Origin of the sequence: Leptospira bourretii (assembly GCF_004770145.1) — a bacterium.
GTDB classification, from domain to species: domain Bacteria; phylum Spirochaetota; class Leptospiria; order Leptospirales; family Leptospiraceae; genus Leptospira_A; species Leptospira_A bourretii.
The window spans coordinates 402639-427150 of sequence record NZ_RQFW01000005.1 but is presented as its reverse complement, the minus strand read 5'-3'; the positions used below and the strand labels follow the sequence as shown (position 1 = coordinate 427150).

General features: G+C 37.2%; 20 protein-coding genes. 9 read left to right on the top strand and 11 right to left on the bottom strand.

Features of this window, described 5'->3' with window-relative positions:
• Positions 1-49: 49 nt before the first annotated feature.
• Positions 50-2446, top strand: coding sequence for a SpoIIE family protein phosphatase (locus EHQ47_RS03590; protein WP_135776560.1), 2397 nt, complete (start codon positions 50-52; stop codon positions 2444-2446).
• A 1-nt stretch (position 2447) separates the two neighbouring features.
• Here the strand turns inward: EHQ47_RS03590 and EHQ47_RS03585 are convergent, their stop codons facing one another.
• The 5 genes from EHQ47_RS03585 to EHQ47_RS03565 form a co-directional block, all read right to left on the bottom strand.
• The gene (locus EHQ47_RS03585) at positions 2448-2783 is read right to left on the bottom strand and encodes an STAS domain-containing protein (RefSeq protein ID WP_100741844.1); all 336 of its coding nucleotides are present in this window, start codon (positions 2781-2783) and stop codon (positions 2448-2450) included.
• A gap of 44 nt (positions 2784-2827) precedes the next feature.
• Positions 2828-4876: a serine hydrolase domain-containing protein gene (locus EHQ47_RS03580; RefSeq protein WP_135776559.1), complete on the bottom strand. Its 2049-nt coding sequence runs from the start codon at positions 4874-4876 to the stop codon at positions 2828-2830.
• A gap of 15 nt (positions 4877-4891) precedes the next feature.
• Positions 4892-6544, bottom strand: a complete 1653-nt coding sequence (gene gpmI / locus EHQ47_RS03575) for a 2,3-bisphosphoglycerate-independent phosphoglycerate mutase (RefSeq protein WP_135747339.1) — start codon at positions 6542-6544, stop codon at positions 4892-4894.
• Positions 6545-6579: 35 nt separating this feature from the next.
• The gene (locus tag EHQ47_RS03570; protein ID WP_135747340.1) at positions 6580-7740 is read right to left on the bottom strand and encodes a hypothetical protein; all 1161 of its coding nucleotides are present in this window, start codon (positions 7738-7740) and stop codon (positions 6580-6582) included.
• Positions 7741-7868: 128 nt separating this feature from the next.
• Entirely contained in the window at positions 7869-9938 is a 2070-nt protein-coding gene (locus EHQ47_RS03565; protein ID WP_135747341.1) for a TonB-dependent receptor, read from the bottom strand.
• 82 nt (positions 9939-10020) lie between these two features.
• Here EHQ47_RS03565 and EHQ47_RS03560 point away from each other — a divergent pair, with 82 nt between their 5' ends.
• Positions 10021-11022, top strand: a complete 1002-nt coding sequence (locus EHQ47_RS03560; RefSeq protein ID WP_167483254.1) for an adenosine kinase — start codon at positions 10021-10023, stop codon at positions 11020-11022.
• 2 nt (positions 11023-11024) lie between these two features.
• Here the strand turns inward: EHQ47_RS03560 and EHQ47_RS03555 are convergent, their stop codons facing one another.
• Positions 11025-11423 (bottom strand): response regulator, encoded by a 399-nt coding sequence (locus EHQ47_RS03555; RefSeq protein ID WP_135610791.1) that lies wholly within the window; start codon positions 11421-11423, stop codon positions 11025-11027.
• Positions 11420-12931: a PAS domain-containing sensor histidine kinase gene (locus EHQ47_RS03550; RefSeq protein WP_135747342.1), complete on the bottom strand. Its 1512-nt coding sequence runs from the start codon at positions 12929-12931 to the stop codon at positions 11420-11422. Before EHQ47_RS03550 ends, EHQ47_RS03555 begins: the two co-directional genes overlap by 4 nt.
• A gap of 32 nt (positions 12932-12963) precedes the next feature.
• On the opposite strand from EHQ47_RS03550, the gene EHQ47_RS03545 reads away from it, so the two are divergent.
• From EHQ47_RS03545 to pheS, 7 genes are read left to right on the top strand one after another with little or no spacing between them, the layout of a single operon-like run.
• Positions 12964-13893 carry an ABC transporter ATP-binding protein gene (locus tag EHQ47_RS03545; protein ID WP_135776558.1) on the top strand — a complete coding sequence of 310 codons (930 nt, stop codon included), beginning with the start codon at positions 12964-12966 and terminating at the stop codon, positions 13891-13893.
• Positions 13890-14621, top strand: a complete 732-nt coding sequence (locus tag EHQ47_RS03540) for an ABC transporter permease (RefSeq protein WP_004786382.1) — start codon at positions 13890-13892, stop codon at positions 14619-14621. The genes EHQ47_RS03545 and EHQ47_RS03540 overlap by 4 nt, the downstream gene beginning before the upstream one ends.
• Before the next feature lie 3 nt (positions 14622-14624).
• Entirely contained in the window at positions 14625-16496 is a 1872-nt protein-coding gene (locus EHQ47_RS03535; RefSeq protein ID WP_135747344.1) for a motility-associated ABC transporter substrate-binding family protein, read from the top strand.
• Positions 16493-17566, top strand: a complete 1074-nt coding sequence (locus tag EHQ47_RS03530; protein WP_135747345.1) for a hypothetical protein — start codon at positions 16493-16495, stop codon at positions 17564-17566. The genes EHQ47_RS03535 and EHQ47_RS03530 overlap by 4 nt, the downstream gene beginning before the upstream one ends.
• A 1-nt stretch (position 17567) precedes the next feature.
• Positions 17568-18182: a hypothetical protein gene (locus tag EHQ47_RS03525; RefSeq protein ID WP_135747346.1), complete on the top strand. Its 615-nt coding sequence runs from the start codon at positions 17568-17570 to the stop codon at positions 18180-18182.
• Positions 18179-19573, top strand: coding sequence for a UDP-N-acetylmuramate--L-alanine ligase (locus EHQ47_RS03520; RefSeq protein WP_135747347.1), 1395 nt, complete (start codon positions 18179-18181; stop codon positions 19571-19573). The genes EHQ47_RS03525 and EHQ47_RS03520 overlap by 4 nt, the downstream gene beginning before the upstream one ends.
• Positions 19570-20595 carry a phenylalanine--tRNA ligase subunit alpha gene (pheS, locus tag EHQ47_RS03515; protein WP_135744802.1) on the top strand — a complete coding sequence of 342 codons (1026 nt, stop codon included), beginning with the start codon at positions 19570-19572 and terminating at the stop codon, positions 20593-20595. The genes EHQ47_RS03520 and pheS overlap by 4 nt, the downstream gene beginning before the upstream one ends.
• A 60-nt stretch (positions 20596-20655) precedes the next feature.
• Here pheS and EHQ47_RS03510 read toward each other — a convergent pair whose 3' ends face one another.
• The 4 genes from EHQ47_RS03510 to EHQ47_RS03495 are packed head-to-tail and all read right to left on the bottom strand — an operon-like array spanning position 20656 to position 24397.
• Complete coding sequence (locus EHQ47_RS03510) at positions 20656-22182, bottom strand: thiolase C-terminal domain-containing protein (RefSeq protein WP_135776557.1); 1527 nt, start codon at positions 22180-22182, stop codon at positions 20656-20658.
• 15 nt (positions 22183-22197) lie between these two features.
• On the bottom strand, positions 22198-22992 hold the full coding sequence (locus EHQ47_RS03505) for a hypothetical protein (RefSeq protein ID WP_135696666.1): 795 nt from the start codon (positions 22990-22992) through the stop codon (positions 22198-22200).
• Positions 22989-24116, bottom strand: coding sequence for an LIC_10450 family protein (locus EHQ47_RS03500; protein ID WP_135747349.1), 1128 nt, complete (start codon positions 24114-24116; stop codon positions 22989-22991). The genes EHQ47_RS03505 and EHQ47_RS03500 overlap by 4 nt, the downstream gene beginning before the upstream one ends.
• Positions 24113-24397, bottom strand: a complete 285-nt coding sequence (locus EHQ47_RS03495) for a hypothetical protein (protein WP_004787190.1) — start codon at positions 24395-24397, stop codon at positions 24113-24115. Before EHQ47_RS03495 ends, EHQ47_RS03500 begins: the two co-directional genes overlap by 4 nt.
• Between the last annotated feature and the right edge of the window lie 115 nt (positions 24398-24512).

Below are 24512 nucleotides of genomic sequence, written 5' to 3'. Positions count from 1 at the left end.
AATGTCATTTGATTGTAACCCAAAACTGAGAAGATTCACGTAGTTTTCTATGAGCATCCGTTACAAATTCTTATTAATATTGAGTGTGAGTCAAATTCTTCTTGTAATTGCTCTCACTACCAGTTTTGCCTACCTCTTGCAATCGGTAAAAAATATACCACAAACGCAACGAGCGGAGGACCTATCTCGAAATTTTCAACGGGAGCTGGAATTCAAAGAAGAAAAACTGCGTTTGTTACTAGAAGAAATTACATTTAACTCTCAAACTAGAGGGATTTTGGAAAGAGGGATTGCAGATCGAAATGTTCTTTCCAGAGAACTTCCTTACCTCCAACAAATTTTGAAAAGATATGGCCTCTCCATTTTTGAAATTGGAGACAACCAGGGAAAGGTTTTGTTTCGTGTTCATCGTCCAAAGGATTTTGGGGATGATAAAAAAAATCAACCAATCATTCGTAATGCTCTCAATGGACAGTCAACAGCGGCATTAGAAGACGGACATAGTGGTCTTGGATTTCGATTGGCAGCCCCTCTGTTTGGGCGTGGCACCATTCTCATTGGACAAGTTGTCGACGATAATTTTACAAAAACTATATCGAAAGACAACCGCATTCACTTGGCAATTTTTCAGGCAGGAAAGGTAAAAACCATCGGATCCGATATGATTCGTTTGGTAATGAATGAAAAACCAGATTTGTTAATGGAGGAACAACGATTCCATTTTCAAAGTAAACCTTATTATTTAGTAAAAATTCCATATATTGGAAATTCAGAATCTGTGAAAAAGTTAGTTTTTCATGTGATGATTGATGAAAATGAAGTTGAGTCGAAAACATGGAAGATCTGGTCTTTTTTCGTAGTCGCCTCACTTATATTATGTGGAGTTATTTTTCTAATTTCCTTTTTGTTTTCTCGGGATATGGTTGAAGCAATTAAATTACTTACAACTGCCATGGTTGATTTGGACCAGTGGAAACCGGAAACTCTACCGACCCATCGAAGTGATGAAATTGGGCAAATGGGAAGAGTGTTTGTTGAAATGAAAGAAGAGTTATCGGAACACCAAAACCATTTAGAAGAAATGGTAGATCAAAGAACAAGAGAGTTAAATGAAACTTTGTCTGAGATGCAAAAACTCCAAGATAAACAAGACGGTGATTATTTTTTAACTTCTCTTTTGATTAGACCTCTGCGCGGTTCTTTTTCTAAATCTGAAACAGTTTCCATCAAAATTTTTGAAAGACAAATGAAACAGTTCAAATTCAGAAACAAACAATCTGAAATTGGAGGAGATCTTTCTGTATCCGATTCAATTTACTTAATGGGTAAAAAGTATACAGTTTTTTTAAACGCAGATGCAATGGGTAAGTCGATCCAAGGTGCTGGTGGCGCGCTTGTGATGGGAACAGTTTTCAAATCTATCATCACACGAACACAAAAACTACGATATATGCAGGATCGACATCCTGAACGTTGGTTAAAAGAATGTTTTCAGGAAGTACATAACGTTTTCATAAGTTTCGATGGCCATATGTTGCTTTCCGCAATATTAGGGTTAGTTGATGAGGAAACTGGCACGTTATATTATATCAACGCCGAACATCCTTGGATTGTTTTGTATCGAGATGGAAATGCGAGTTTTCTTGAAAATGAACATTCTCTGAGAAAGATTGGTTTTACTGAAATGAGTGGCGATGAGGTTGTCATTCAGATTTATCCATTGCGACCGGGTGATGTATTGATATTAGGCTCAGATGGGCGAGATGATTTATTTGTTGGACAATCTGGAGGAAATCGGCTCATCAATGATGATGAAACTGTATTTTTGAGACACGTTACCGAAGGTGGTGGGGATTTAAATCTGATTTGTAAGGCCATGTTACAATTCGGAGATCTCACAGATGATTTGAGTTTGATGAGGATTGCCTTTTTGGAAGAGGTGGCATACGCAGCAAAAGAATCAACAAAACCAAATATTTATTATCAAATGTTAGGTGAAGGGATTCAATCGTATCGAGATCGCGAATGGAATAATGCAATCTTTGCTTTAGAACTCGCATTGGATTCAGAGCCAGATGATCTTTATTGTTTAAGAGAATTATCTAAATTGTATATGAAATCTAAGGATTATGAAAAAGCCATTGAGTTAGCGAATCGTTATTTGCAATTAAATCCAGGAGATACCGACTTTTTGTTTTATATTGCTTATGCACATAAACAAAGAAGAGATTTTGTTTTGGCGACGGACTTTGCAGAAAGACTTCGATTTAGAGATCCGAAAAATTTTAATAACCTTTTGTTACTTGCAGAGATACTTATGCATCGTAGGGACATTGAACGATCCAAAGAAGTGTTGTTGGCTTTGCAGGAAATGGCTCCTGAAAACCCTAAATTGATGAAATTAAAGAATTTTTGGAAGAAAATGGTATCGACTTCAGTCAGTTAGGTTATTTGAAAGAGTTAATTGCATCTTCTGTGCTTTCAAAAATTTGAATGACGGAAGAAATTTTGGATATTCGGAAAATTTGTCTAATCGTTTTGGAAACGTTAACAATTCTTAGGCCACCACCTAACTCTGTCAATTTATCATTGAGCGACATGATCAGGCCAAATCCAGAAGAATCAATAAAGCTAACGCCTTCCAAATCGAAGATAAATCGGTGTTCTTCCTGAGAAGAAGATTCTTTGATCCGTTCTTTCAGTATGCCGGCATTTAACATATCTAAGTTGCCGAATAATTTCAGAACAACAATACCGTCGAATTTTGATTCTGTATATTCCATTGAACCGCTCTGAGAATAGCCAATTTTAGAAATTGGTCAATAGATTAATTAACGAACTTGTCCCATTTTTCTTCCACAGAGATGGATCTAAGAATCCGCCAAATGAGTTTGGATCCATTTTCTGAGTTGGTCATAATGACCACTCCATATCCTTTTTCTGTATTAAAAAGGGCAAGCGACTTATGTCCCTTTGTGTGACCACCATGGAAAAAATATTCCGTTCTACCCGTTCGGTTTAAAAAAAATCCGTGGGCAACCAGCGCGTGGACTGTTAGGTTTGCGGCACTCATTTTGGGTGAGAGCAGGTATTCTGCAGATTCTTTTGTGAGAAAATTTGATTTTCCTTGTTTTGCTTTTGCAACTTCGGAAAACAAAATTCCTACTTCTTCCGGAGTTGTCCAAAGACCACCTGATGATAATTCAGGTGTGACAAAAGATTTTTGTGGAAGTATAACTCCTTGTTCATCGTATCCATCACATCGATCATCTTGTGTATTCAGATTTTGACGAAATGTGCTGCGAGTCATATGTAGCGGTTGGAAAACTACTTCAGACATAAGGCTTTGAAATGATTTTCCTGTTCGTTCGGTAAGTATTTCTTGCACAATGCTATATCCACCTCCAGAATATCTAGATTTAGATCCAGGTTTGTAATATAGTTTTAAACCATTTCCTTTTGTTGTATATGTATCCTTTAATTCGCGTAAGTGTTTTTTTCCTGAGTTGATTGGATCATCCCAATTTCCCTTTTCAGTAAGTCCGCTAGTATGGGAAAGTAATAGATCAAGATTTACTAAAGACCTTCGTTTTCCCTTTGGTACGGAAACTTTGTATTGTTTTAATTTCCCTATCCAATTGGAATATAAATCTAATTGACCTTCTTCAACTAATCGAAGTGTGGCGGTAGCTGTCATTGTTTTGGAAAGAGAACCTGCACGAAAAAGTGTATGTTGTGTTTTTGTGCCATACATTTTTTTCCAACTTAATGAGTAGTTTCTAAACACTGCAATTCCGAGAGATGGGACTTTTTCTTCTTTCATCAAATCTTCAATGGAAACTTCATTTGGAAGGTTTGTTCTTTTTTTTAGGTTTAATTTTTTTGCATCAAAAATAATTTCTGTAAGTGCTGATTTAATTGAAGATAAATCTCCTTTGCTACTTCCATACGGACTTACGATGGTAATGAAAATTCTACTTTTTAAATCATGATAGACAAAGTTTGAAATTCCTTTTTCTTTCCCATAAGTCCAATAAAAGTAATCTCCTACAAAAACTCCTTCGCCGAATGCAATTGGATCTTCCGATATGGAGTCAGAAAGAATCGTTTTTTTGATGATTGTATCTCTTGAGATTATAGAAATCAGTTTTGGTTTTTTTAGTTCTTCACTAAATTGAACAAGGTCTTCAGGTGTGGAATATATTCCGCTATTTCCAATTAATACTTCATTTGAATCCACATTGGTATTTTGCATTTCCAATGGAACAAAGATTGTTTCCTTTAAATAATTAGAATAAGTGACTCCTGAAACTTTTTCTATAATATAGGACAGAAAAAGATAATCAAGACGGCTATACTTCCAGTATTCTCCCGGTGCAAATGCTGGTTTTAGTTTTGATTCTAAAAAAGATCTTTTGATGTCGTCGCGTTTTAAGTGATTTTTTTCAGTATCAAAATTTGGTAGAAACTCTATGATTTTTGGTAATCCAGATGTATGCCGTAACAAATGTCCAATGGTTACTTTGGAATATGGAAACCACTTGAGATGTTTGGAAACAGGATCTGATAAAGAGACTTTTTTTTCTTCTTCTAGTTTGTGTATTGCAAAGGAAGTAAATGTTTTTGTAGATTCACCTAAAGGAAAATTGTGTTTTTTATATAGTTGTATCCTTTTTCTTTTTTTACCTGCATAGATTGATTCTCGAAAAAGAATATTGTCGTCCTGAGAAATTAGAACAACTCCCTGAAAACCTTCTTGTTTAATTTTATTTCGAATTTTTTCTTTTGTTTCTTCTGAAAAAGATCCAATTCCGGGTTCTGAACAGTTACAAACTACAAAACTGAATAGAAACCCGATGATGATCCGAAAATGCATAAAAATAATGGGGACTTAGTCCCTAGTGATTAGACTTGGATGGTAACCTTCTGGAGCTTCAAAGCCTAATAGATCCATCATCGTTGCAGCAACATTTGCGAGTCCTTTTTCCTTTAGGTTCTGATTGAGTTGAATTTTACCTTTCGGATCATAAAGAACAAATTGAACCGGATTGAGAGTATGGCTAGTTTTTGGCACAGGTTTCCCATCCTTTGCAGTTTCTGCTGTTCCTTTTTTGTTAAGTTGGTACATTTCGTCCGCATTTCCGTGATCGGCGGTTATACATAAAACAGTATTTGTTTCATCACAGATTTTTTTGATTCTGTCTAAACATACATCAAGATACTCTAGCCCTTTAACGGTAGCATCCATATTTCCTGTATGCCCCACCATATCTCCGTTAGCATAATTGACTCTCAGAAATGGAAACTTGTGAGAGGTCAAAGCAAGCACTAAATTATCAGTGATTTCTTTTGCTTTCATTTCCGGCTTTTGATCAAAGGGAATGATGTCGGATTTTACTTCTTCGTAAGTTTCTAAGGTTTGATTAAAGTATCCGGACCTGTTTCCATTCCAGAAAAAAGTTACATGTCCATACTTTTGTGTTTCAGAAAGTGCATATTGTGCAATTCCTTCGTTTGCAAAGTATTCACCCATAGTGCGATCAATTGCAGGAGGAGCGACTAAGTATTGTTTGGGGATGAATAGATCTCCATCATACTGCATCATACCAGCAAATTCAATTTTGGGAAATCTTTTCCGGTTGAAATTTGTTAACTTCTCTTCTGTAAACGCTCTCGAAATTTCGATGGCCCGGTCACCGCGGAAATTAAAGAATATTACTGAATCATTGTCTTCCACTTTACCTAGTGGTTTTCCATTGGCGTCTGCTACTACGAAGCCCGGTAGGTATTGGTCAATGACAGAAGGGTTTTCTGAACGGAATGTTTCTATGGCTTCCTTTGCCGATTTAAACTGGCGACCTTCCCCCTCCACATGATGGTTCCAACCTCTTTCAACCATCGACCAATCAGCATCGTAACGATCCATAGTGAGTTCCATCCTTCCCCCACCAGAAGCAATTTGAATATCGATTCCATTTTTTCGATGGGTATCCAAATATTCTTCAAATGGATTTAGATAGTCTAACGCAGATTTTTCGGGAACATCTCTTCCATCTAATAAAATATGAAGTCTTATTTTTGTGACATTTTCTTTGATTGCATGATTTATAAGAGCTCGAAGATGATCAATATGGCTATGAACATTTCCATCTGAAAATAAACCAAGAAAATGTAGTGTAGATTGGTTAGACTTACAATTGGATATGCACTTTTTCCAGATAGGACCAACAAACAAACTTCCGTTTTCGATAGATTGAGAGACTAATTTTGCACCTTGATCAAAAATTCTTCCAGATCCTAAAACATTATGACCAACTTCTGAATTTCCCATGTCTTCATCGCTAGGCATTCCGACAGCGGTTCCATGTGCTTTTAATAAAACGGTTGGGTGTGTTTTCCAAAGACCTTTTAAAATTGGCATATTTGCTTTGGCTACTGCATTACCATTTTCATATCCTTTCTCTGTAAAGCCAACTCCATCTAAGATAATTAATAAAACTTGTTTGGTCAATGGACCATTTTTTTGTTTTTTTAGAGTTAACATAAATTAGATTCCCCTGTCTTTTTCCATATTGAGATTTATTGAAGATTTTGCAACTGGAAGATATCAAAAGGAGTTAGTTCTACTGAACTCGGTATGGGGTTTAATAGTACATTCCCAAGATTCGTATCGTAAACATAGATTCCTGGCCGATTGAAATCGGTAGAACCAACCAATAGTTTTCCTTCATTCGTTAGCAAAAGGCCTGAAAGACTTATGCCTACATTTCCCGGGATTTGCAGGAGGGTTCCAATTCGCTCTCCTGTTCTTGGACGGAATGCTTGGATTGTTTTCGTAAATCCTGCGTCGAGGACAGCGACAAATCCCAATTCTTCATTTTTAATTTGAAAAGCCAAAATATCTCCACCTGCTGTCTCTTCGGCAAAAAGACGATTTGGAAGGAATTGGCGAGTGCTTAAACGAAAAGCGATGATTCCTGCATCAATTTGAGAAATAAATCCGACGCGACCAACGCAAGATAATACTAAGTGTGGTTCACCAAATAGATTTACTTTTTGAATTTTAGAACTTGGATTTCTGTAAGGAAGAGTATAAACAGCTATTATTTGATTCAGATTCATATCAATCTCAACCATATAGGAATCAGAGTTAGGTGGTAGGTATCCTGATACATCATTTCTGTCCAAACGTTGTAATAATACAAACAAACTAGTTCCGTCTTGAATCATATATGATGATTCAACCGAACTATCAGGAATTCCAGAAGTGGAATAGGTTTCCCTGAGTGAGGAAAACGAAATAGCTCCAATTTTAGTTCCGTTATATCTCGAATATATGACTAATTCTTCAGAATTATAAAGGCTAATAAAATATTTATCATTCCATACGGAGATGTCTTGTGGATTTTTACCTTGTCCGACACCGAACTCTTGTTCGGTGAAGAATCCAAGTTGAGGATTTAAGACTTGGATGCTATCTCGATTCAAACGATTGACAATAAAAACTCTATCACTGGTAAATCTTCCGACCGCATCAGAGTGAATTGGAATCGAAGTGGGAAAAGCGGTTAACGAGTTTGGTTCAAAAGTTTTAAATCTTCCACCACTCGCAAAGTCTGAGGTCACAACTCCAACGGAAGTGGGCGAAGCAGATAAAAATAAAAATTGGAAAAGATTTGGTTTTTCAATTTCCAATTGAGAACAATAAAACTGAAAAAATACAACGGGAAATATCCGCAATGCGTATATCACGCGCGAAGGGTTGTATTTGTAATTCAGATATCTTACAACGGGAAATATCCGCAATGCGTATATCACCCGCGAGGGGTTGTATTTGTAATTCAGAAAGCAATTGATTGTATTAAACATTAGAATCGATAACTCCCTGTAAAATAATAACTACGGCCCGGTAACGGATATCCAACCAAATCCTCTACCCGTTTGTCTGATAGATTACGAACTTCCAGTCCCAAAATCAATTCGTTTCCAGTTTCTAAATTTTTATAAGGTATGTATTGGATGTAGAGATTCCAAAATTGTCGTGCTGGAAGATATCCTAGATATTCATTGGTTCTATCTCGAAAGTTGGCACCGATGTATTGGTATTCCAATCCAATTTCTCCAAAATCTTTAAAAAACGCAAGTAAGGCACTTCCTTGGCTTTTGGAACGTAATGGAAGGTATTTCCCGTTTAACGAAGGTGATTCGGAATAGTTTCTTGCGTCTTGATAGGTATAATTAAAGTTAAATTTGATTCCTTTGTTCCAAATCGCATTGTGGCTAGTTTCTAGGCCTCGGATCAGGGCTTGGTCAACATTTTCTGGTCTAAGAGTAAACTGTGAATTTGGTAAAAACAAAATCATATCATAAATTCTTTTTTGGAAGATGGATATATCCGATTGGATTTTCCAATTTATGAATGGTTTTGCATTAAGATAAAATCCAAAGTCCCCATTCCTACTTTGTTCTGGCCTTAATTTGGTATTACCGATAATACTCCCTCGTTCTCCAAATAACTCTAAGAAGGTGGGAATTCTAAAATCTTTACTAAGATTTCCCAATGTCCCAAATTCTAAATTATCTTTTTTAATCCAAATAATTTTAATACCAAAACTTGGATTGGTAAATGCTTGTCTGACATAAAAAACATCTGTTAGTGGATCGAGAAGTTGGTTTCGGACGCTGGTTTCATCTTTCCCGAATCGGTCCGTAAAACGTTCGAACCGAACTTGTGGGACCAAAAAAAGACGGTTGGAAAAAAATCTGATCTCATCTTGAAAAGTAGCACTTAATGTGTCTCTTCGTTTCTTTGGCTCTTTTCTTTCTGTTTCATGATTGTATCGTTTTTCATATCGAGTAAAAAACTCTTGTTCTGTTTGAAAAGAAGTTCGAATCACCTGATTGTATTCTAGTAAATATAAAGTGGGAGAGAGTTGAAAGCCGTATTGATTTGTTTTGGTAAATGCATTTGGAGTTCCATAACTGAACTCTGATTTGGGATCAAAAAAATCATCCTTGGAAAAGTTCCCGTAAGTTTTTGTTTCTAATGTTAAATTTTGTAAAAGGAATTCATTTGTTTCTGTTGTGATCGCAGAAGAAAGTTTACTAAATACTCGTTCTACTGCAACAGTCTGCCTGTTCCCTGGCCCAGGTAACCCTTGTTTTCTGTGGATATAGTCGTTTAGTAAGTTGATTTTTGTTTTTCCAAATTCAAGAGAAAGGTTTCCTGTAAATCCAGTTTTGCGAAATTGTGCATTTCTGCGTGTATCAATCGTATCATCATAAGTATTAAATAAAACAGTGCCTTTGTTATTTAAATAACTAAAGTTTTGGTCGGATGTTTCTTGGAGGGCCTGCACAAAATAAGAACCACTGGCAAATTGGTCCATATGGGTGACGGTAGCTTTTGCCGTTTTAAAACTTCCCCCCATCAAGTTGATTCTTGTGATCGGTTTATCTATTTTTGATTTAGAGATTAGGTTGATCGATCCTCCAATGGCTGATCCTGAAAATCCAGCGGGGGTTCCTGATTTATAGATCTCAATTTTTTCTAAGTTATCAAAGGGAAGGTCTGCTAAATTGATTTCACCGCCCATTGAGTTGTTAATAGGAACTCCATTCCAATAAATTTTTGATTGGTTGGGATTTGTTCCACGAAGTGATAATGTTGAGTAAGATCCAAGCCCTCCGTATTGCCTGATCCGAACTCCCGCTTCTCGATTGAGAACATCCGGTAGGCTCATGTAGCGAGTGTTTGTTTGTGTTAAATCAATTTCTTTTTGAAAACCTGTTGGGTTTTTTGCAAAGTTTGAGTTTTTTGACTGAGTGTCAACACCCGCACGAATCTCCACTTCTTTCATATCTTTGTTTTGAGCTAGAAGGGAAAATGAGGTCAAACTGAAACAAAGCAGAATCGATAATCTGAAATTGGAAACCATTGAAGAGTATTTTCTCAGTACCTGCCAAACTGAAACATGAAAATTGAGTGTCAATTCCCTAAAGGAAAAAAGCATTGTCCCCATGAAGCATTACGACGTATTCGGCGTAGGGAACGCCCTGGTAGATATTATTGCCTTTATTAGTCCCAATTTTTTAGAAAAACAGAATATCACTAAGGGTGTAATGACTCTGGTAGATGAAACCAGACAAGGTCAAATTCTTGCTGATCTTCATGATGAAAAGAAGGAACTTCGTTCTGGTGGAAGTGCTGCCAACACAATGATTGCCATTGCGAATTCTGGTGGAACATGTTGTTATACGGGAAAAGTAACTCATGATACTTATGGTGAGTTTTATAAAAAAGATATGGAAGATGCTGGTGTTTTGTTTGAAACGACGCCGGATTCTCAAAGCCATACAGGCACTTGTGTTGTTTTAACAACACCTGATGCAGAACGAACTATGTTGACAAATCTTGCGATTTCAACATCACTTGGACCAAATGATATCGATGTAGATAACCTAAAAAAAAGTAAATTTGTTTATGTGGAAGGTTATTTGTGGGATGGTGATTCCACAAAAAAAGCAAGTGAACTGACTATGAAAGTCGCCAAGGAAAACAATGTAAAGGTATCCTTTACATATAGTGATCCTTTTTGTGTAAATCGCTCCAAAGATGAATTCATTCACCTAACAAAAGAATATGTGGATGTGGTTTTTTGTAATACCGAAGAAGGTTTGGCATTGAGTGGAGCAAAAACTGCAGAAGAAGCAGTAACCTTTATTTCCAAACTTTGCCCTTTGGTTTTTATGACTGCTGGTAAAGATGGTGCCTATGTTGCTGAAAATGGAAAGATCACTCTTGTTCCAGGATTTCCTGTAAAACCAATTGATACAACAGGAGCAGGGGACGCCTTTGCCGCAGGTGTTTTGTATGGATTAACACAAGGGTATTCGGCGCAAAAGTCTGCTCGTTGGGGAAACTATGTTGCTTCTCGTATTGTCTGTGAAGTCGGACCTCGTTTGTCTGTCCGATTGATGGGAAGACAAGACGAAATTTTGGATGGGTTCAAAGACAAATAAGTTTAATGACTTCTTTTTGAATCTTCCCAAAGGGTTTGAATTTTATCAGCGATTTCCAGAGGGGCAAAGGGTTTTTCAATCACACCGATGCCACCTCGTCGCTGGTATTCTAAAATTTCATTTTTTAAAACTCGCGAAGTAATGAAAGCAACTGGAATCTCTTTGGTTTCTGGAAAAATTTTTAATTCTTCTATTAGTTCCATTCCATTCATCCCAGGCATTAAAACATCTAACAAGATCAAGTCGGGTTGTAAGATGATTGCTTTTTGTAATCCCTCTGGACCAGTTTTTGCAAAACTAACTTGATAACTTGAGTTAAACTCTAAGGCGATTCGAAGAATTTCTACAATATCCTCTTCATCTTCTACAATTAATACATGATTTAGAGTTGCATCTGTCATTGGTTGTATCCGGCTGGATTAGATCCTGGTTTGATAATTGGAAATTCAATTGTAAAGATGGTTCCATTGTCATCAGAAGTAAAAAATATTTTTCCTTTCATAGCCTCCACAAATCCCTTTGTGATGGATAAACCAAGGCCAGAACCTCCTACTAATTTATCTTTGGGCGGTGCTCCTTGTGCAAATCTATGAAATAGCCTAGGTGCAAAATTGGGATCAATACCAGGTCCATTGTCTTTGATTAATATTTGTGCATTTGTATCAGTAGGAACAACGGTGATATAAACTTCAGAAAATTTAGGAGTGTATTTTACTGCATTTGAAATTAGATTGGTGATACAATGATTTAATCTGTCTTCGTCTACAAAAACAGTAGTAGAAGGAAAGTTTTGATCATAATTGAGTAAAACATGGTATTGTTCTGCAAAGGTTCTCATCCCATCCACAGAACTTTGTAGGATTTCTTCTAAACGATAAGTTCTAAATTTAAAATTAATATTTCCTGAATCCAGAGCTTCAATGTCTAGTAGGTCAGTAACAAATCGAACAAGTCTTTGTGTATTTTTTCTACAAATATTTAGGAGTGATTTCGTCTGATTGGAGAGTTCCCCTGCCACACCTGCTAGTAATAAATCAATTGATCCTTTAATTGAAGTTAGTGGGGTGCGTAATTCATGGCTTACTAAGCTAATGAATTCATTTTTTAAAGCTTCTGCTTTTTTTCTTTCTGTGATATTTCGAACGATTGCGAGGACATCATCTTCACCAGTTTTCGTGAATCGTGCCTCAAAGTATTTTTCTCCATCATAATCTTCTATCGAATATTCATAAGTTTTGGTTCCACCAATTTCTAGGACCTGTTCTAAGATGGATTCAATTTCGGATAGTTTTCTTGTGGGAAATAGGTTTTGAATTCGCGTGAACCTGACTCTACCCTCATGAAAGGAATCCCAACCTTTAAAATCGGGAAATTCTTTATGATCAATGACAGTTCCGTCTTTTCTAATTCCGTACAATTTGTCCGGTAGGGCACTAAGGATTGCTTTGTTTTTGTTTAGAACTTGGCTATAGTTATCTTTGGCGTTTTTTTCTGATGTGATTTCGGTTGCGATGAGGATTGTAAAATTTTCCTGAGGAAAAACCTGTGTTGCAAACCATCCTTTGGATTCCAAAAAGAACTCATCGGAGCGGAAAGTTTCCTTATTTTTGATGGCATCCATCAATTTTTTACCGAAATCTGTTTCATCCAGGTTCGGAAACAAATTCCAGATGTTTTGCCCTAACATCTGACTGGCGGATTTCTCCACCATACTTTCCGCCGAAGAGTTCACATAGGTATAATTTAGGTCCTTGTCCAAAACAAAAACGGCATTTGCACGTGTTTCCAGGATTTTGTCGAAGTATTGGGGGACAAATTTGTGCCAATTCTGTTGCAGAAGTAACTTTGCATCAAAAAAGCTGTCTTCATCCTTGAAAAAGCTTTTGATTTTTTCCAGAAATTCATTCATAGGTGCAGGTATACGAAAACTAAACCAGAGTTATGATTCAAGTCAGCAATTTATCAAAATTTTACGGCGAAAAACGAGCCATCTCAGGGCTTAATTTCAAATTAGAAAAAGGCGAAATTGTGGGTCTTTTGGGACTCAACGGCGCCGGGAAAACCACCACAATTCGAATCTTGACCGGGTATTTGATCCCCAGTGCAGGAGATGCTTCGATTGATGGGAAGTCCATCTTTGACTTTCCTTTGGAGGCGAAACAGAAAATAGGTTACCTACCTGAAACCCCTCCACTCTACGAAGACATGACGATTTTGGAATATCTTCAATTTGTGGGTCGGATCAAAAAAATCGAAGAATCCAAACTCCCTTCAGAAGTAGAAAAGGTTCTTTTAAAAACTAACATTACGGCTGTTAAAGATAAGTTGATTGGTACTTTATCTTTGGGATACAGGAAACGAGTGGGAATTGCCCAAGCAATCCTCGGAGATCCTGAAATTGTGATTATGGACGAACCGATCTCAGGACTTGACCCTAAACAAATTGTGGAGATTCGAAATTTAATTCGAAGTTTGGCCGGTGATCATACCGTTCTGATCTCCAGTCATATCTTAACCGAAATTTATAAAACTTGTGATAAGTTTCTATTTTTACATAAAGGAAGTTTGAAACAGGAACTTTCTTTATCAAGATTAGAGGAAGAAATGAATCGTCTTGCTGGATGGGAAGTTGGTTTATCTGGAAAAGAATCAAACGAACTTCATTCGTTCGTGAAATCAGTGATTGGTGGATCAGATACTGTGACTGAACTTGGAACCAACAAAGAAGAAATTCAATTTTTGGTTCGAACCACAAATCCAAAACAATTTAAAGAATCTTTGTTTTCCAAAGCACTTTCGAGTGGAATTCAAATTGAGTCTTTAAAAAAACAAGAAGTGTCTTTAGAACAGATTTTTATGGAGAAGATATGAACTGGCAAACTGCTGTTTGGATCTATAAAAAAGAATTACGATTATTTTTTGGAACGTATATGGGGCCTTTGGTTCTGGGAGGAACTGCATTTCTCAATGCACTCTTCGTGATGATTCTAAATTTTAATGGAACTGCCAATTATGAAATTGCAACTTACATCACTTTCATTTCCTTTATGACAACTATTCTGATTGCAATGGTCATCATATCGATGGGTTCCATTGTGGAAGAAAGAAACAAAGGAACATTGGAATTACTTTTTACATCTCCAGTCACAGATTTGGAAATTGTTTTTGGTAAATTCCTTTTTGGTGTTACTGTTTGCGGGATTATTACCATTTTTATCAATGGACTCTTTCCTTTGTTGTTATACTCTTTTTGGAAAGCTCCGTTTTACATGGTAGCTTCTGGTAGTGTCGGTGTGTTTTTATTAGGTGTATTTACCTTCACGATTGGAATGTTTGGATCAAGTCTTGGCAAAAACCAAATGATTTCCTTACTCATTTCTGTGTTAATCATTTTGACACTATGGGTTGTGGGATATTTTTCACACCTATTCCAAGCAACAACGAGAAAGGTTCTCTTTCATTTACATATTTTTTCTCACTTTGCCGCTTTTGCCAAAGGTGTTGTCCCTTTGACTGGGATTGTTTTTTTCTTAAGTGGAACATTTTTGTTCTTATATCTTACCGTAAAGGTCTTGGAATCCAGGAGATGGAGGGGATAGGCCATGTTTTTAACAGCAGATAGAATTTTACCATTTGTAAGTTTACTTTCACTTTTCGCCTATTTCTTGTTTGATGGGATGGTCGTAGATCCAAAAAGAAGAATCATATTTTTTGGAGTGATTTTTTTATTTTTGGCTTCTGATACCATCGTTCGGGCATTTTCAAAAGGATTACGAAAAGAAGATCAAAATCGTTATATTGCTGCCGGATTTGGTATCGGAGCTTTTTTATTATCAGTTTTGCGCGATTTTTTGGATTTAAAACCAGTTGCTGGATTTAATGAAGAAGTCAGTGCCATTCCGAAAGTAAGAGAGTTTCTTTTACTCTGTGTAGTTTTATTATCAATTGTATTTCTTCTTCAAATCATACTTCTTGAGATAGGAAAGTCATCATTAGAAGCACAAAGTAATTTAGCAAAATCCAAGAGTTCACTTTTGCAAAATGCTGTATTAGGTTTTTTATTTGTTCTTCCCATTGTAGTTGCTGTTAACTATTTTGCAATCAAACGAAACTATAATTTTGATTTGAGTAGCCAGGGAAAATTTTCCCTTTCTCAAATTTCCAGAAACCTAATCAAACCAATCACAAAAGATGTTACAATCACTGCCTTTTATCCTCGTCCTCTGGAAGCGGATGGACCAGCAAACGGAGATAAGTTGGCGGCTTTTGCGCTCACTCGAGTACGCCCTGATATAGAAATTCTTTTAGACCAAATCAAAGCAGAAAACTCACATATCACCGTCCAATTTATCAATGCAGATGTGGAAGTGGATTTACTAAAAGAGTTTGGTCAGGTTTCGAATGGTACCATTTTTGTCCGTTCTCAGAAACAATCTTTACTCACATCGGGAACTCCATTTGCAGAAGAAAGGGTGATCGCTAAAGAAACAAAAGATTTAGAGGATCTAGAACGTAAGTTAGTTGGTGCACTACTCAATGTTACAACCGAACAGAAAAAAGTTTATTTTACCGTATCCAATGGGGAAAGATATGGAATGTCTTTTAAAGCCCTACCGAATGAACAAGTAAACCGTTTTGTTTCTTCTTTACAGTTTCTCAACTTTAAAGTGGCAGAACTTGGATTTGCACAAGGTTGGCCTTCAAAGTTACCAGAAGATGCAGAAATGTTGGTTGTTCTTGGGCCAACGGTTCCTTTTTCCAAAGAAGCCAAAGAAGAACTGACAAAGTTTGTTCTGGAAAAAAATGGAAAACTTCTCATCACCATGGAACCGAAAGGGAATGAAGACTTCAGTTGGTTACTATCAAACGCTGGTCTCAAATTTAAATCGTCAGAGCTAATCGAAAGAGAAGAAAAACCTGGATTTGTTGTCGCAAAACGTTTTCCGGATAATAGACTCACCGATTTACTCCAGAAAAAGGACATGGGAATTTTATTCCCTTACAGTGGTTATTTGGAAACCGATGCAACCATTCCATCTCCTCATTCGTTTAAGTCGGAAACTTTATTGGAATCAGGTTTTGAAGCATTTTCTGATGAAAATAAAAATGGAAAATTAGATCCAAACGAAAAAAAAGAAAGTAAAATTCTCTCCATCGTACTCACTCCTATGTCTTTAACCAATGACAAAGCAGGAAAGATTATTTTGCACACAGGTACTTCTTGGATCACCGATCAGTTCATTCCGTATGCCATGAACTCTCAGTTTTCAACTGTGTCCATCACGGGTTTGTTCCAAGATACAGCTGTTGCAGAAATTCCTCTCAAAAAAGAAGAATTAGATACCATTTCTCTTTCCGACAATCAAAAGTTAGTTGCTTGGGTGATTGGAGTGTTTTTATTTCCAGGATTCATTTTGGCGGTGGGATCTTACTTTGTATATTCCAGACGAAAAAATTCTATGATTGAAGTATGAAACAGAAAATTAGTTTAGTAATCATTGCTTTTGTTGGATTGTTTTTACTTTTCTACTGGATGGAAGACCATCCAGAAAATATTTCCGAAACTAATTTTTGGAAAGAAGATTGGAAATCCATTCGTTACGCCCCACCCAAAGAAGATTGGTGTGGTGTTACCGAGCCAAAGTTTGCCGAGGAAAGTATGGTGTTTCGCAAAATCCCTCGCGGATGGAACGTAACACCTCTTTACACTGTTAGTTTGACAAAAGATGGAAAAGAAGTTTCTTACGAAGCAAACTACAATGTAAAAAATAGTTTTTCGGAACTAAGTGTCCTTAAAACGAAATTGATTGAAAAGGCCACACCAGAGATCCAAAAGTCATATTGTTTAGGGATGAGTTCTCCATCCTTATCTTTATCAGAAGAGAGCGGAACAGATATTGAATTTTCAAAAGACAAACAATTGTTCTTTGGCAAAAAGATTGGAGCAGATGAGGGTCGTGTTTCTGTTTTGGTAAATGATGAAGTCATTGCTCCTTACAATTATTTGATTGAAAAGTTTCGTGCACCTTCTATTAGTTTTCGTGAAAAAATGTATGTCACATTTAACGAAGGTTATCTGAGGGAACTTTCTTTTTCTGGTCAGGTTGTGAATGTAAAAGCGGAAAATCGTGCCAAAAAAAACCAATACAATGTGTATGTAAATGATTGGAGCCGAACGACAGGGGAACGGATTGTTTTGCCACCGGATGTGGGAAACCAATGGGAATCGGTGGTCAAAGGACTAAAGCTCGAATTCTATAGAGACGAGGCAGGTGCACCTCAGTTTCCGGAACTTGCTACGACTCAAGTTGCAGAAGCGGTTTTGGATGTAACCCAATCAGAAGGAATCAAATATCGCCTTTCCTTTTTCCCTTTATGGGAGTCTGAATCAGGAAAATGGAGGCCGGTACGTCGGGAACTCCTTCCTTATTTTTCGGAATCCATCACTTGGATGAAAGAAGAATCCTTCCAAAATTTGGTGAATGCCGTCATGAAAGTGAAAAGTGCTTCCCGATACGAGCGTCCCAACCAGAAAATCCAATAAGGTGCAAAAAGTTTCTACAGTCGCATCTCGGATGGAAATGATCCGAGATTTATTCTATTCCCCAATGTCCGCTTTCGAATCCTATTATCATAAAACGGATTTAGGTGGTCGTGATTTGTGGTTGGCCCATCTCCAACTCATCCTGCTTGCACCGATTGCAAAGTTTTTTGGAAATTTAATCCAAATCCTTTTATTCAAAGTTTCCACAGTCGATGAAGAAACAAAGTTAACCTACACACAAGGGATGTTGACCTTATTCTTTTTTTATTTAGGGTTCTATATTGTGATTCGGTTGGTCGATAGTTTTCGAATGTACCACCAAATGCGAGATCGAACCAAAGATTGGGAAGGACCAGAACCACATGTGTTTATGATTTCCTATCTTCCTTTTAGTGCCACTGCCATCTTTTGGATTTTCCCTGCTCCAATCCCCTTACTTACATTAGGTGTCGGTTTTTTATATTCCTTACATTTAGCGTATTATTATTTATCACACCGAAGAGAATGGACTTCTTTTGATTTTCTTTTTTTTCTGATGAAAGTGGTTTTGTTTTTTTTGGTTCTTATTTCAGTTCCTCTATTTCTTTACAACCTAGTTAGGACGGTAATCTTTTGAAAATCTTTATGGTAGGCATTGGTGGAATTGCTATGGGTAATTTGGCCTATATGCTAAAAAATCAAGGTCATGATGTATCAGGTTCCGATCAAAATCTTTACCCACCTATGTCCGATAAGTTGGTAGAATGGGGATTGTCACCTAAATCTGGTTATCGTAAAGAAAATGTAAAGGGTGCTGATTTAGTAATCATTGGGAACGCTATCTCACGTGGGAATCCAGAAGTAGAAGAAGTTCTCAATACAGGAATGGAATACATGAGTATGGCCCAGGCCATCGGGACTTTTTTTCTGAAAGGGAAAAAACCCATAGTGATCTCTGGAACACATGGAAAAACAACGACTACATTTTTAACCCATTGGATTTTAGAGTCTATTGGACTAAAACCCGGTCTTTTTGTGGGTGGGATTCGTAAAGATGGATTTCCTGGGTTTGCACTGGGAGAAGGGGATTATTTTGTCATTGAAGGAGATGAATATGATTCTGCTTTCTTTGATAAAAGTTCAAAATTTTTACATTACAGACCTTACTATTTAGCAATGAATGCTCTCGACTTTGATCATGCGGATATTTTTACCGATCTAAATGCAATCAAAACCATGTTCAAACGCCTGTTAAATTTGGTTCCTGGACGTGGTAAGGTATTCTATTGGAAAGGTTCAAAAAATCTTGTGGAGATCACGAGAGATTACAAACATGCACCTGTAGAATCATTTGAATTAGGAGACAAAAACTCCATTTTTAAATACGAAAAAGGTGTTTTATCTGAGATCAGAACCAAAACAAAATTAAAACCCAATCTGATTGGTTCACATAACTACCGCAATGTGGAAGTGGCAGTTCGTATCTGTTTAGAAATTGCTCCTCAAAAAAGAAAAGAAATTTTAGAGGCAGTGGAATCATTCCCTGGTGTCAAACGAAGACAAGAAAATCTTTTTGTTTCTGACAAAAGCCTCCTTGTGGAAGATTTTGCCCACCATCCCGTGGCCATCCAAGAAACCATAAAGGCTCACAAAGAAGCTTACCCTGGATACAAAATCATTTCACTTTTCGAACCAAGAAGTGCCACATCGCATCGAAATGTTTTCCAAGATGATTTTGCCAAATGTTTTAAAGGAAGTGATGTCAGTATCGTGACGGAAGTTTATCAGGTAGATAAGGTAAACAAATCTCTTCGTTTAAATGTCAAAAAATTAGTAAAAGACATTGTTAAGCATACAAAGAAAGAAGCTTTGTATGCAAAAGATCCAAAAGAAATTCCAACCCTCTTAAAAAAGATTCTGCTAAAGTTCCAAAAGGAAAAAGTAATCATCCTCGCCATGTCGAATGGTGCCTTTGGTGGAATTTATCCTGAATTAAAATCATTAATCGAATTACGAGAATCTGTATGAGCCTATCCCAAGAAATCGAAGCCTTAGTCAAAGAAGCGGAATCTGTTTTATCTTCTGCCACATCCGAACAAGATTTGGATTCTTTAAAAAACCAATTCATTGGTAAAAAAGGAAAACTCACTTCTGTTTTAAAAGGCCTTGCTTCTTTATCTGTAGAAGAGAAAAAAACAGTGGGGAAACAAGCGAACGAAGCGCAAAGTCGACTCGAAAGTTTTGTTGAAACCAAAAGAACTTCTTTAAAAGAAAGTTTTTATGAAAACAAGTTAGGCCAAGAATTCTTTGATAGTTTACGCCCGCTTGCTTCGAAAGAAAGAGGAAGCCTTCATCCCATTTCTCAAATCCAATACGAAATCGAAGATATTTTTACTTCCATGGGTTTTTCTGTAATGGATGGGCCAGAAGTAGAAACTGATGAAAACAATTTTGGTGCCCTGAATTTTACCGAAGACCATCCGGCACGTGATATGCAAGATACGTTTTATACAGCCGATGGAAACTTACTCAGAACTCATACTTCAGCCATCCAAGTCCGTGCCCTACGCAAACTAAAACCGCCCTTTAGGATCATTGCGCCTGGTCGTGTGTTTCGATACGAAGAGGTAGATGCCTCTCACGAAAATACATTTTACCAAGTAGAAGGAATGGTCGTGGGTGAAAACATTTCTGTGGCTCATTTGATTTATACAATGGAAACACTTCTTTCTCGTGTGTTTCGAAAAGAAATTAAAACAAGACTTCGTCCTGGTTACTTTCCGTTTGTGGAACCAGGTTTTGAACTTGATATCAATTGTTTGGTTTGTGGTGGAGATGGTTGTAGTGTTTGCAAACATTCCGGTTGGTTGGAATTACTTCCTTGTGGTCTTGTGCATCCGAATGTTTTGGAAGCGGCAGGACTTGATTCTAAAAAATGGACTGGCTTTGCCTTTGGCCTAGGCCTTGACCGACTTGTCATGATGCGTTATGGAATCCATGACATCCGGTATTTCCAATCAGGAAATTTAAGGTTTCTCAAACAGTTTTAGTATTGTTAGGCGATTTAGGAACCAAAGGCCAAAGACTTACCATCTCTGGCCTTTTTTGTTTTAACTCAAAAGGACCGCTTGGATTTTTCCTCCGATCTCTTGGAATTCTACTTTTGATTTTCCAAGTTCCAATCCTTCTTTGGATAGAATTTCTGTTCCATCCTTCCCAAATAGATTGGTAAGAACCATCTCTCCATTCTCTTTTGTAGAACAGACAATGAGATAGGGTGGTTTTTTTTCTCCACCTGGATTGAAATAGATAGTGCTAACGGTAAGAATAGTAGCCTTTTCTCCCAGTTTGGGACTGGGGACATTGACTTCCAAAGGTTTTAAAGTGAATGGTTCTTTCGAAGGTTTCGGTTTTTCTTTAGAAAATAAAATCACAGAATTGATACTATCAATCCCTCCATTTCCACCCAGTAAACTAACATTAGGTGGTATTTCCAACTTTTCTGGGATGGGATCTACCGCAAGACCATATTGGCTAGCAATATCAATGAGACCTGTGGCTCCGGAAAGTGCCATCGCTGCTTGGTAGTTTAAAATTCCCCCACCTAGGTTGATCGGGATTTCTTTGGTTCCATTGGAAATTTTTCCTCTTCTCAGAGAGGTGGCAGTTTCTTTAGGCGAAACTCCAAAATACAAACCTGCTTCATGGATGATCATTCCTGTAAAACAATCGTAAATCCAAGCATATTCAATCTCAGATCGATTGAATCCAGAAGAAGCCACGGCTCTTTCACAAGCAAGGGCAGCGGGACTTTTTAAATCTTTTTTTTGGATGAAGTATTCTGCATGGGCACTATGGCCCGAACCCACCAAATAGATATGTTCAGAATCTTTTTTGATTATTTTATTTTCAATTAACTTCTGTTTCATGAATTCAGAAGTGATGAGTGTGGCAACTCCATGATCGGTGACAATGGCAATCATCGGTGTGCTATAAACTCCCGAAAGTGGTTTCTTTAATTGTTTTTCCGTGAGTGGTTTTTGGAATTGGAAAGCGCGGGGATTGGTTTCCGCCAAAGATCGGAAGTGTTTAGTGATTTCTTCTAAATCCTCACTGGTGACACCTGTATCAAACATCATTCGTTCACATAACAAAGAATAAAGACCAATGAGAGTTGCCCCGTATGGCATTTCCCAATCTTTATGGCAAACTGTGGCCGTAAGTCTTTTTAAATCCGATACTTGTTTGAATACCGATTTAGGAACATCGGCAGCAGCGACAAGGACAACAGCATAAGGATTGGCTTTGACGATGGTGTGGGCTTGCTGGATTGCACCACCAACACTGGCTCCACCCAAATCCACGGTATGGCAAGCAAGCCCACCAAAACCCATATCATTGGAATCTTTTACCGTAAATCCATATCCTTCGCGGCCAAGAGACTGGGCTTCGATGGAAACAAAATCAGTTAAATAAGGAGCAATTTTAGAGCGATCTGTCCCTAAAAAACCAAATAGTTTATCCACAGAACGAAACAGTAACGAATGGTATTTTTCTAAAGGAGAGAGATTTTTATAAACTTCCGAATCAAATTCAGATTCGATGGTGTCAGCGACACCTAGTAGAATTGGGTCCATGATGGCACATTAGAATTATCCTTCCATATTCATCAACGCATTCATTCGAAAATCTTGTATGATTTGTTTGCAGCGTTCAGTAATTCGAGTAAGGCTTTCTCCAAATTTTTTGCCACCAAAAGAACTGTGGGCATTTGGGAAATCCTTTTCATTTACTTGTACAATCATATCAGGATTGATTCGGTTTTTACTTACCAAATCTTGCACTGCCACTGTGATATTTTTAAGGGCAATACATCCATCTTTCAAAAGGTTTTGGGAAGCTTTTTCGATGACGATATTGTTTCCGTTGGCATCGAGTAAAGTCTTGATGAACTCTTGCATTTTCATGGAAGGTAAACCACGTCTTGTCATTCCAATTCGTTCTACTTGTAAAACTGCATCTTGTAAAAAAGAATATTCGGGAGTTCCTTTGAAGATATAAATCAGAACAGGAAGTTCTGTTTCTGTAAAATCCAACATAGCACCGTAAAAGTATCTTGTTTCCACTTTGGCCAGAGGATGGAAGTCCACCTTCTTATAGTTGGCCAACTTCTCAATGGATTCATCCATAATCCGATTTAAGGTTTGTGCTTTGGCTGCTTCTTTTTTAGCAGCAAGTTCTTGGAATTTTGATTTTAGCTGTTCTAGAAAGGTAACTTCTTCCGTTAAAAATTTTGTGATGTTACCACGGAGTTTGAGTATTTGTAAATATCTTTGTTCGAACCCCGATTGGTCGAAGGCTTTGGGATTTAGTTTACCGTGTTCTTTGTATTCTGATCTGATTTTTTCTAATATTGCTTTTGTTTCTGCTTCCGACAGTTCTTTCATTTCGATTGTTTCCAGTGCTCTATATCAAGTATGGTTTTATCCAAATCTTGCGCAAAATAAAGGGACGCGTTTTTGGCATCAACATACATCAACTGGTTTGCGTATTGTAATTGTTTTACCTGAATTTCATTTTTCAGATTTAAAATATTCAATAATTGCAAACTAAGTTTTTTGAAATCTTTGACTATTATATCGGAAAGTCTTTGCATTTCAAACAGATGGAGTCTGTTTAATTTTTCCTTATCCGATTCAATAAATTTCATTTCTTCCCTTTTTTCTGCCGGGGCCTTTGAGATATAATACGTAATAGGACGAGGATATGATGTCATTTCTTTGTGAAGATCGATCATTTTATCAATGGCTTCAAAAACTTGTGCTTCCATTTCACGAGCAAAGTTTCCAACAATATTTTTATTTTCGGAAGGGTCTCCCGTTAACTCAAAAATCCTAGATGATTGTAAATTACGAATGATGGCTGTAACTCTTTCTCGGTAAGTAGATAATAATTTAATAAAGTCTTCAATACTTTGGTAGGCAGTTTTTTCTTCAGAATCGGCCCCCACTTGTAAGTTTGGTTCGGCGTTTTCGACAGTTTCGTGTTCCTTAGGACTTGGCGGCTCAGGTGTATTCAGAAGTCCCTCATGGGTGAGTGGTTCTTTGATGAGAGGAGGGGGTTCTTCCCCTTCAAAAATATCCAAATCCACGTCCTCACTCATGAGATTTTCTTCTCCAATAGGACTCTGTTTTTCCTTTGGAATTTCCGCAGGTTTGTCAGTGGGTTTTTGCCCAAGCGCACCAACTAACTTTCCTAATATGGGATTGGATTTTAAATCTTCTGAGACTTGGGTTATCTGTTGAGAGATTTGCGGAGATGTGGGATTTTGTGTTGTTTTGGGTTCTTCCATAGCAGAGTGAACCTGCGACTTAGGAACTACTTCAAAATGATTGCCTATGAGTTTTAAAATTTCAATTCTACGTGTTTCTTTATTGAAACGTAGCGCATAGCGATTGTTATCTTTGTCAATATATCTTTGTTGGATTTGAGAAATAGACAATTTAAGTGGATCAATTTCTGAAATGGAATCAATTTTTATATAATGGTATTTTGATTTTTCAGGAGTCACAGTCGTAAAATTTCCAACAAAGCTTCTGTGAAAGCATATGAGAGTAATACGTTCGGGTCAACTTCCTTCTCCCGAGAAATTAAACTTAATGTAAAAAAATCGTATCTGCTGAGTTCCATTCGTTCATAGTGGCCTGTTTCTCGTTTTTCAAAAATTCCCGGTTCCATTCCCTCTACTTTTAGGGATAAAATAGCCATTTTTATGACAAGTGCCAGGTCCAAATGCCTTTGTTTTAAAATCTCATAGAGTTCGGAATCGATCCAAATTAGGATAGGGAACATGGTTTTCTCCTACGAGAGGAGGTCGAAAGCTACCTCTTTGGTTCCATTTTTTTCTCTTTCGCCTTGACCGGCAGGGTGGTACTCAAAAGATAAGTAAAAATTCCTCGTAGGGGAC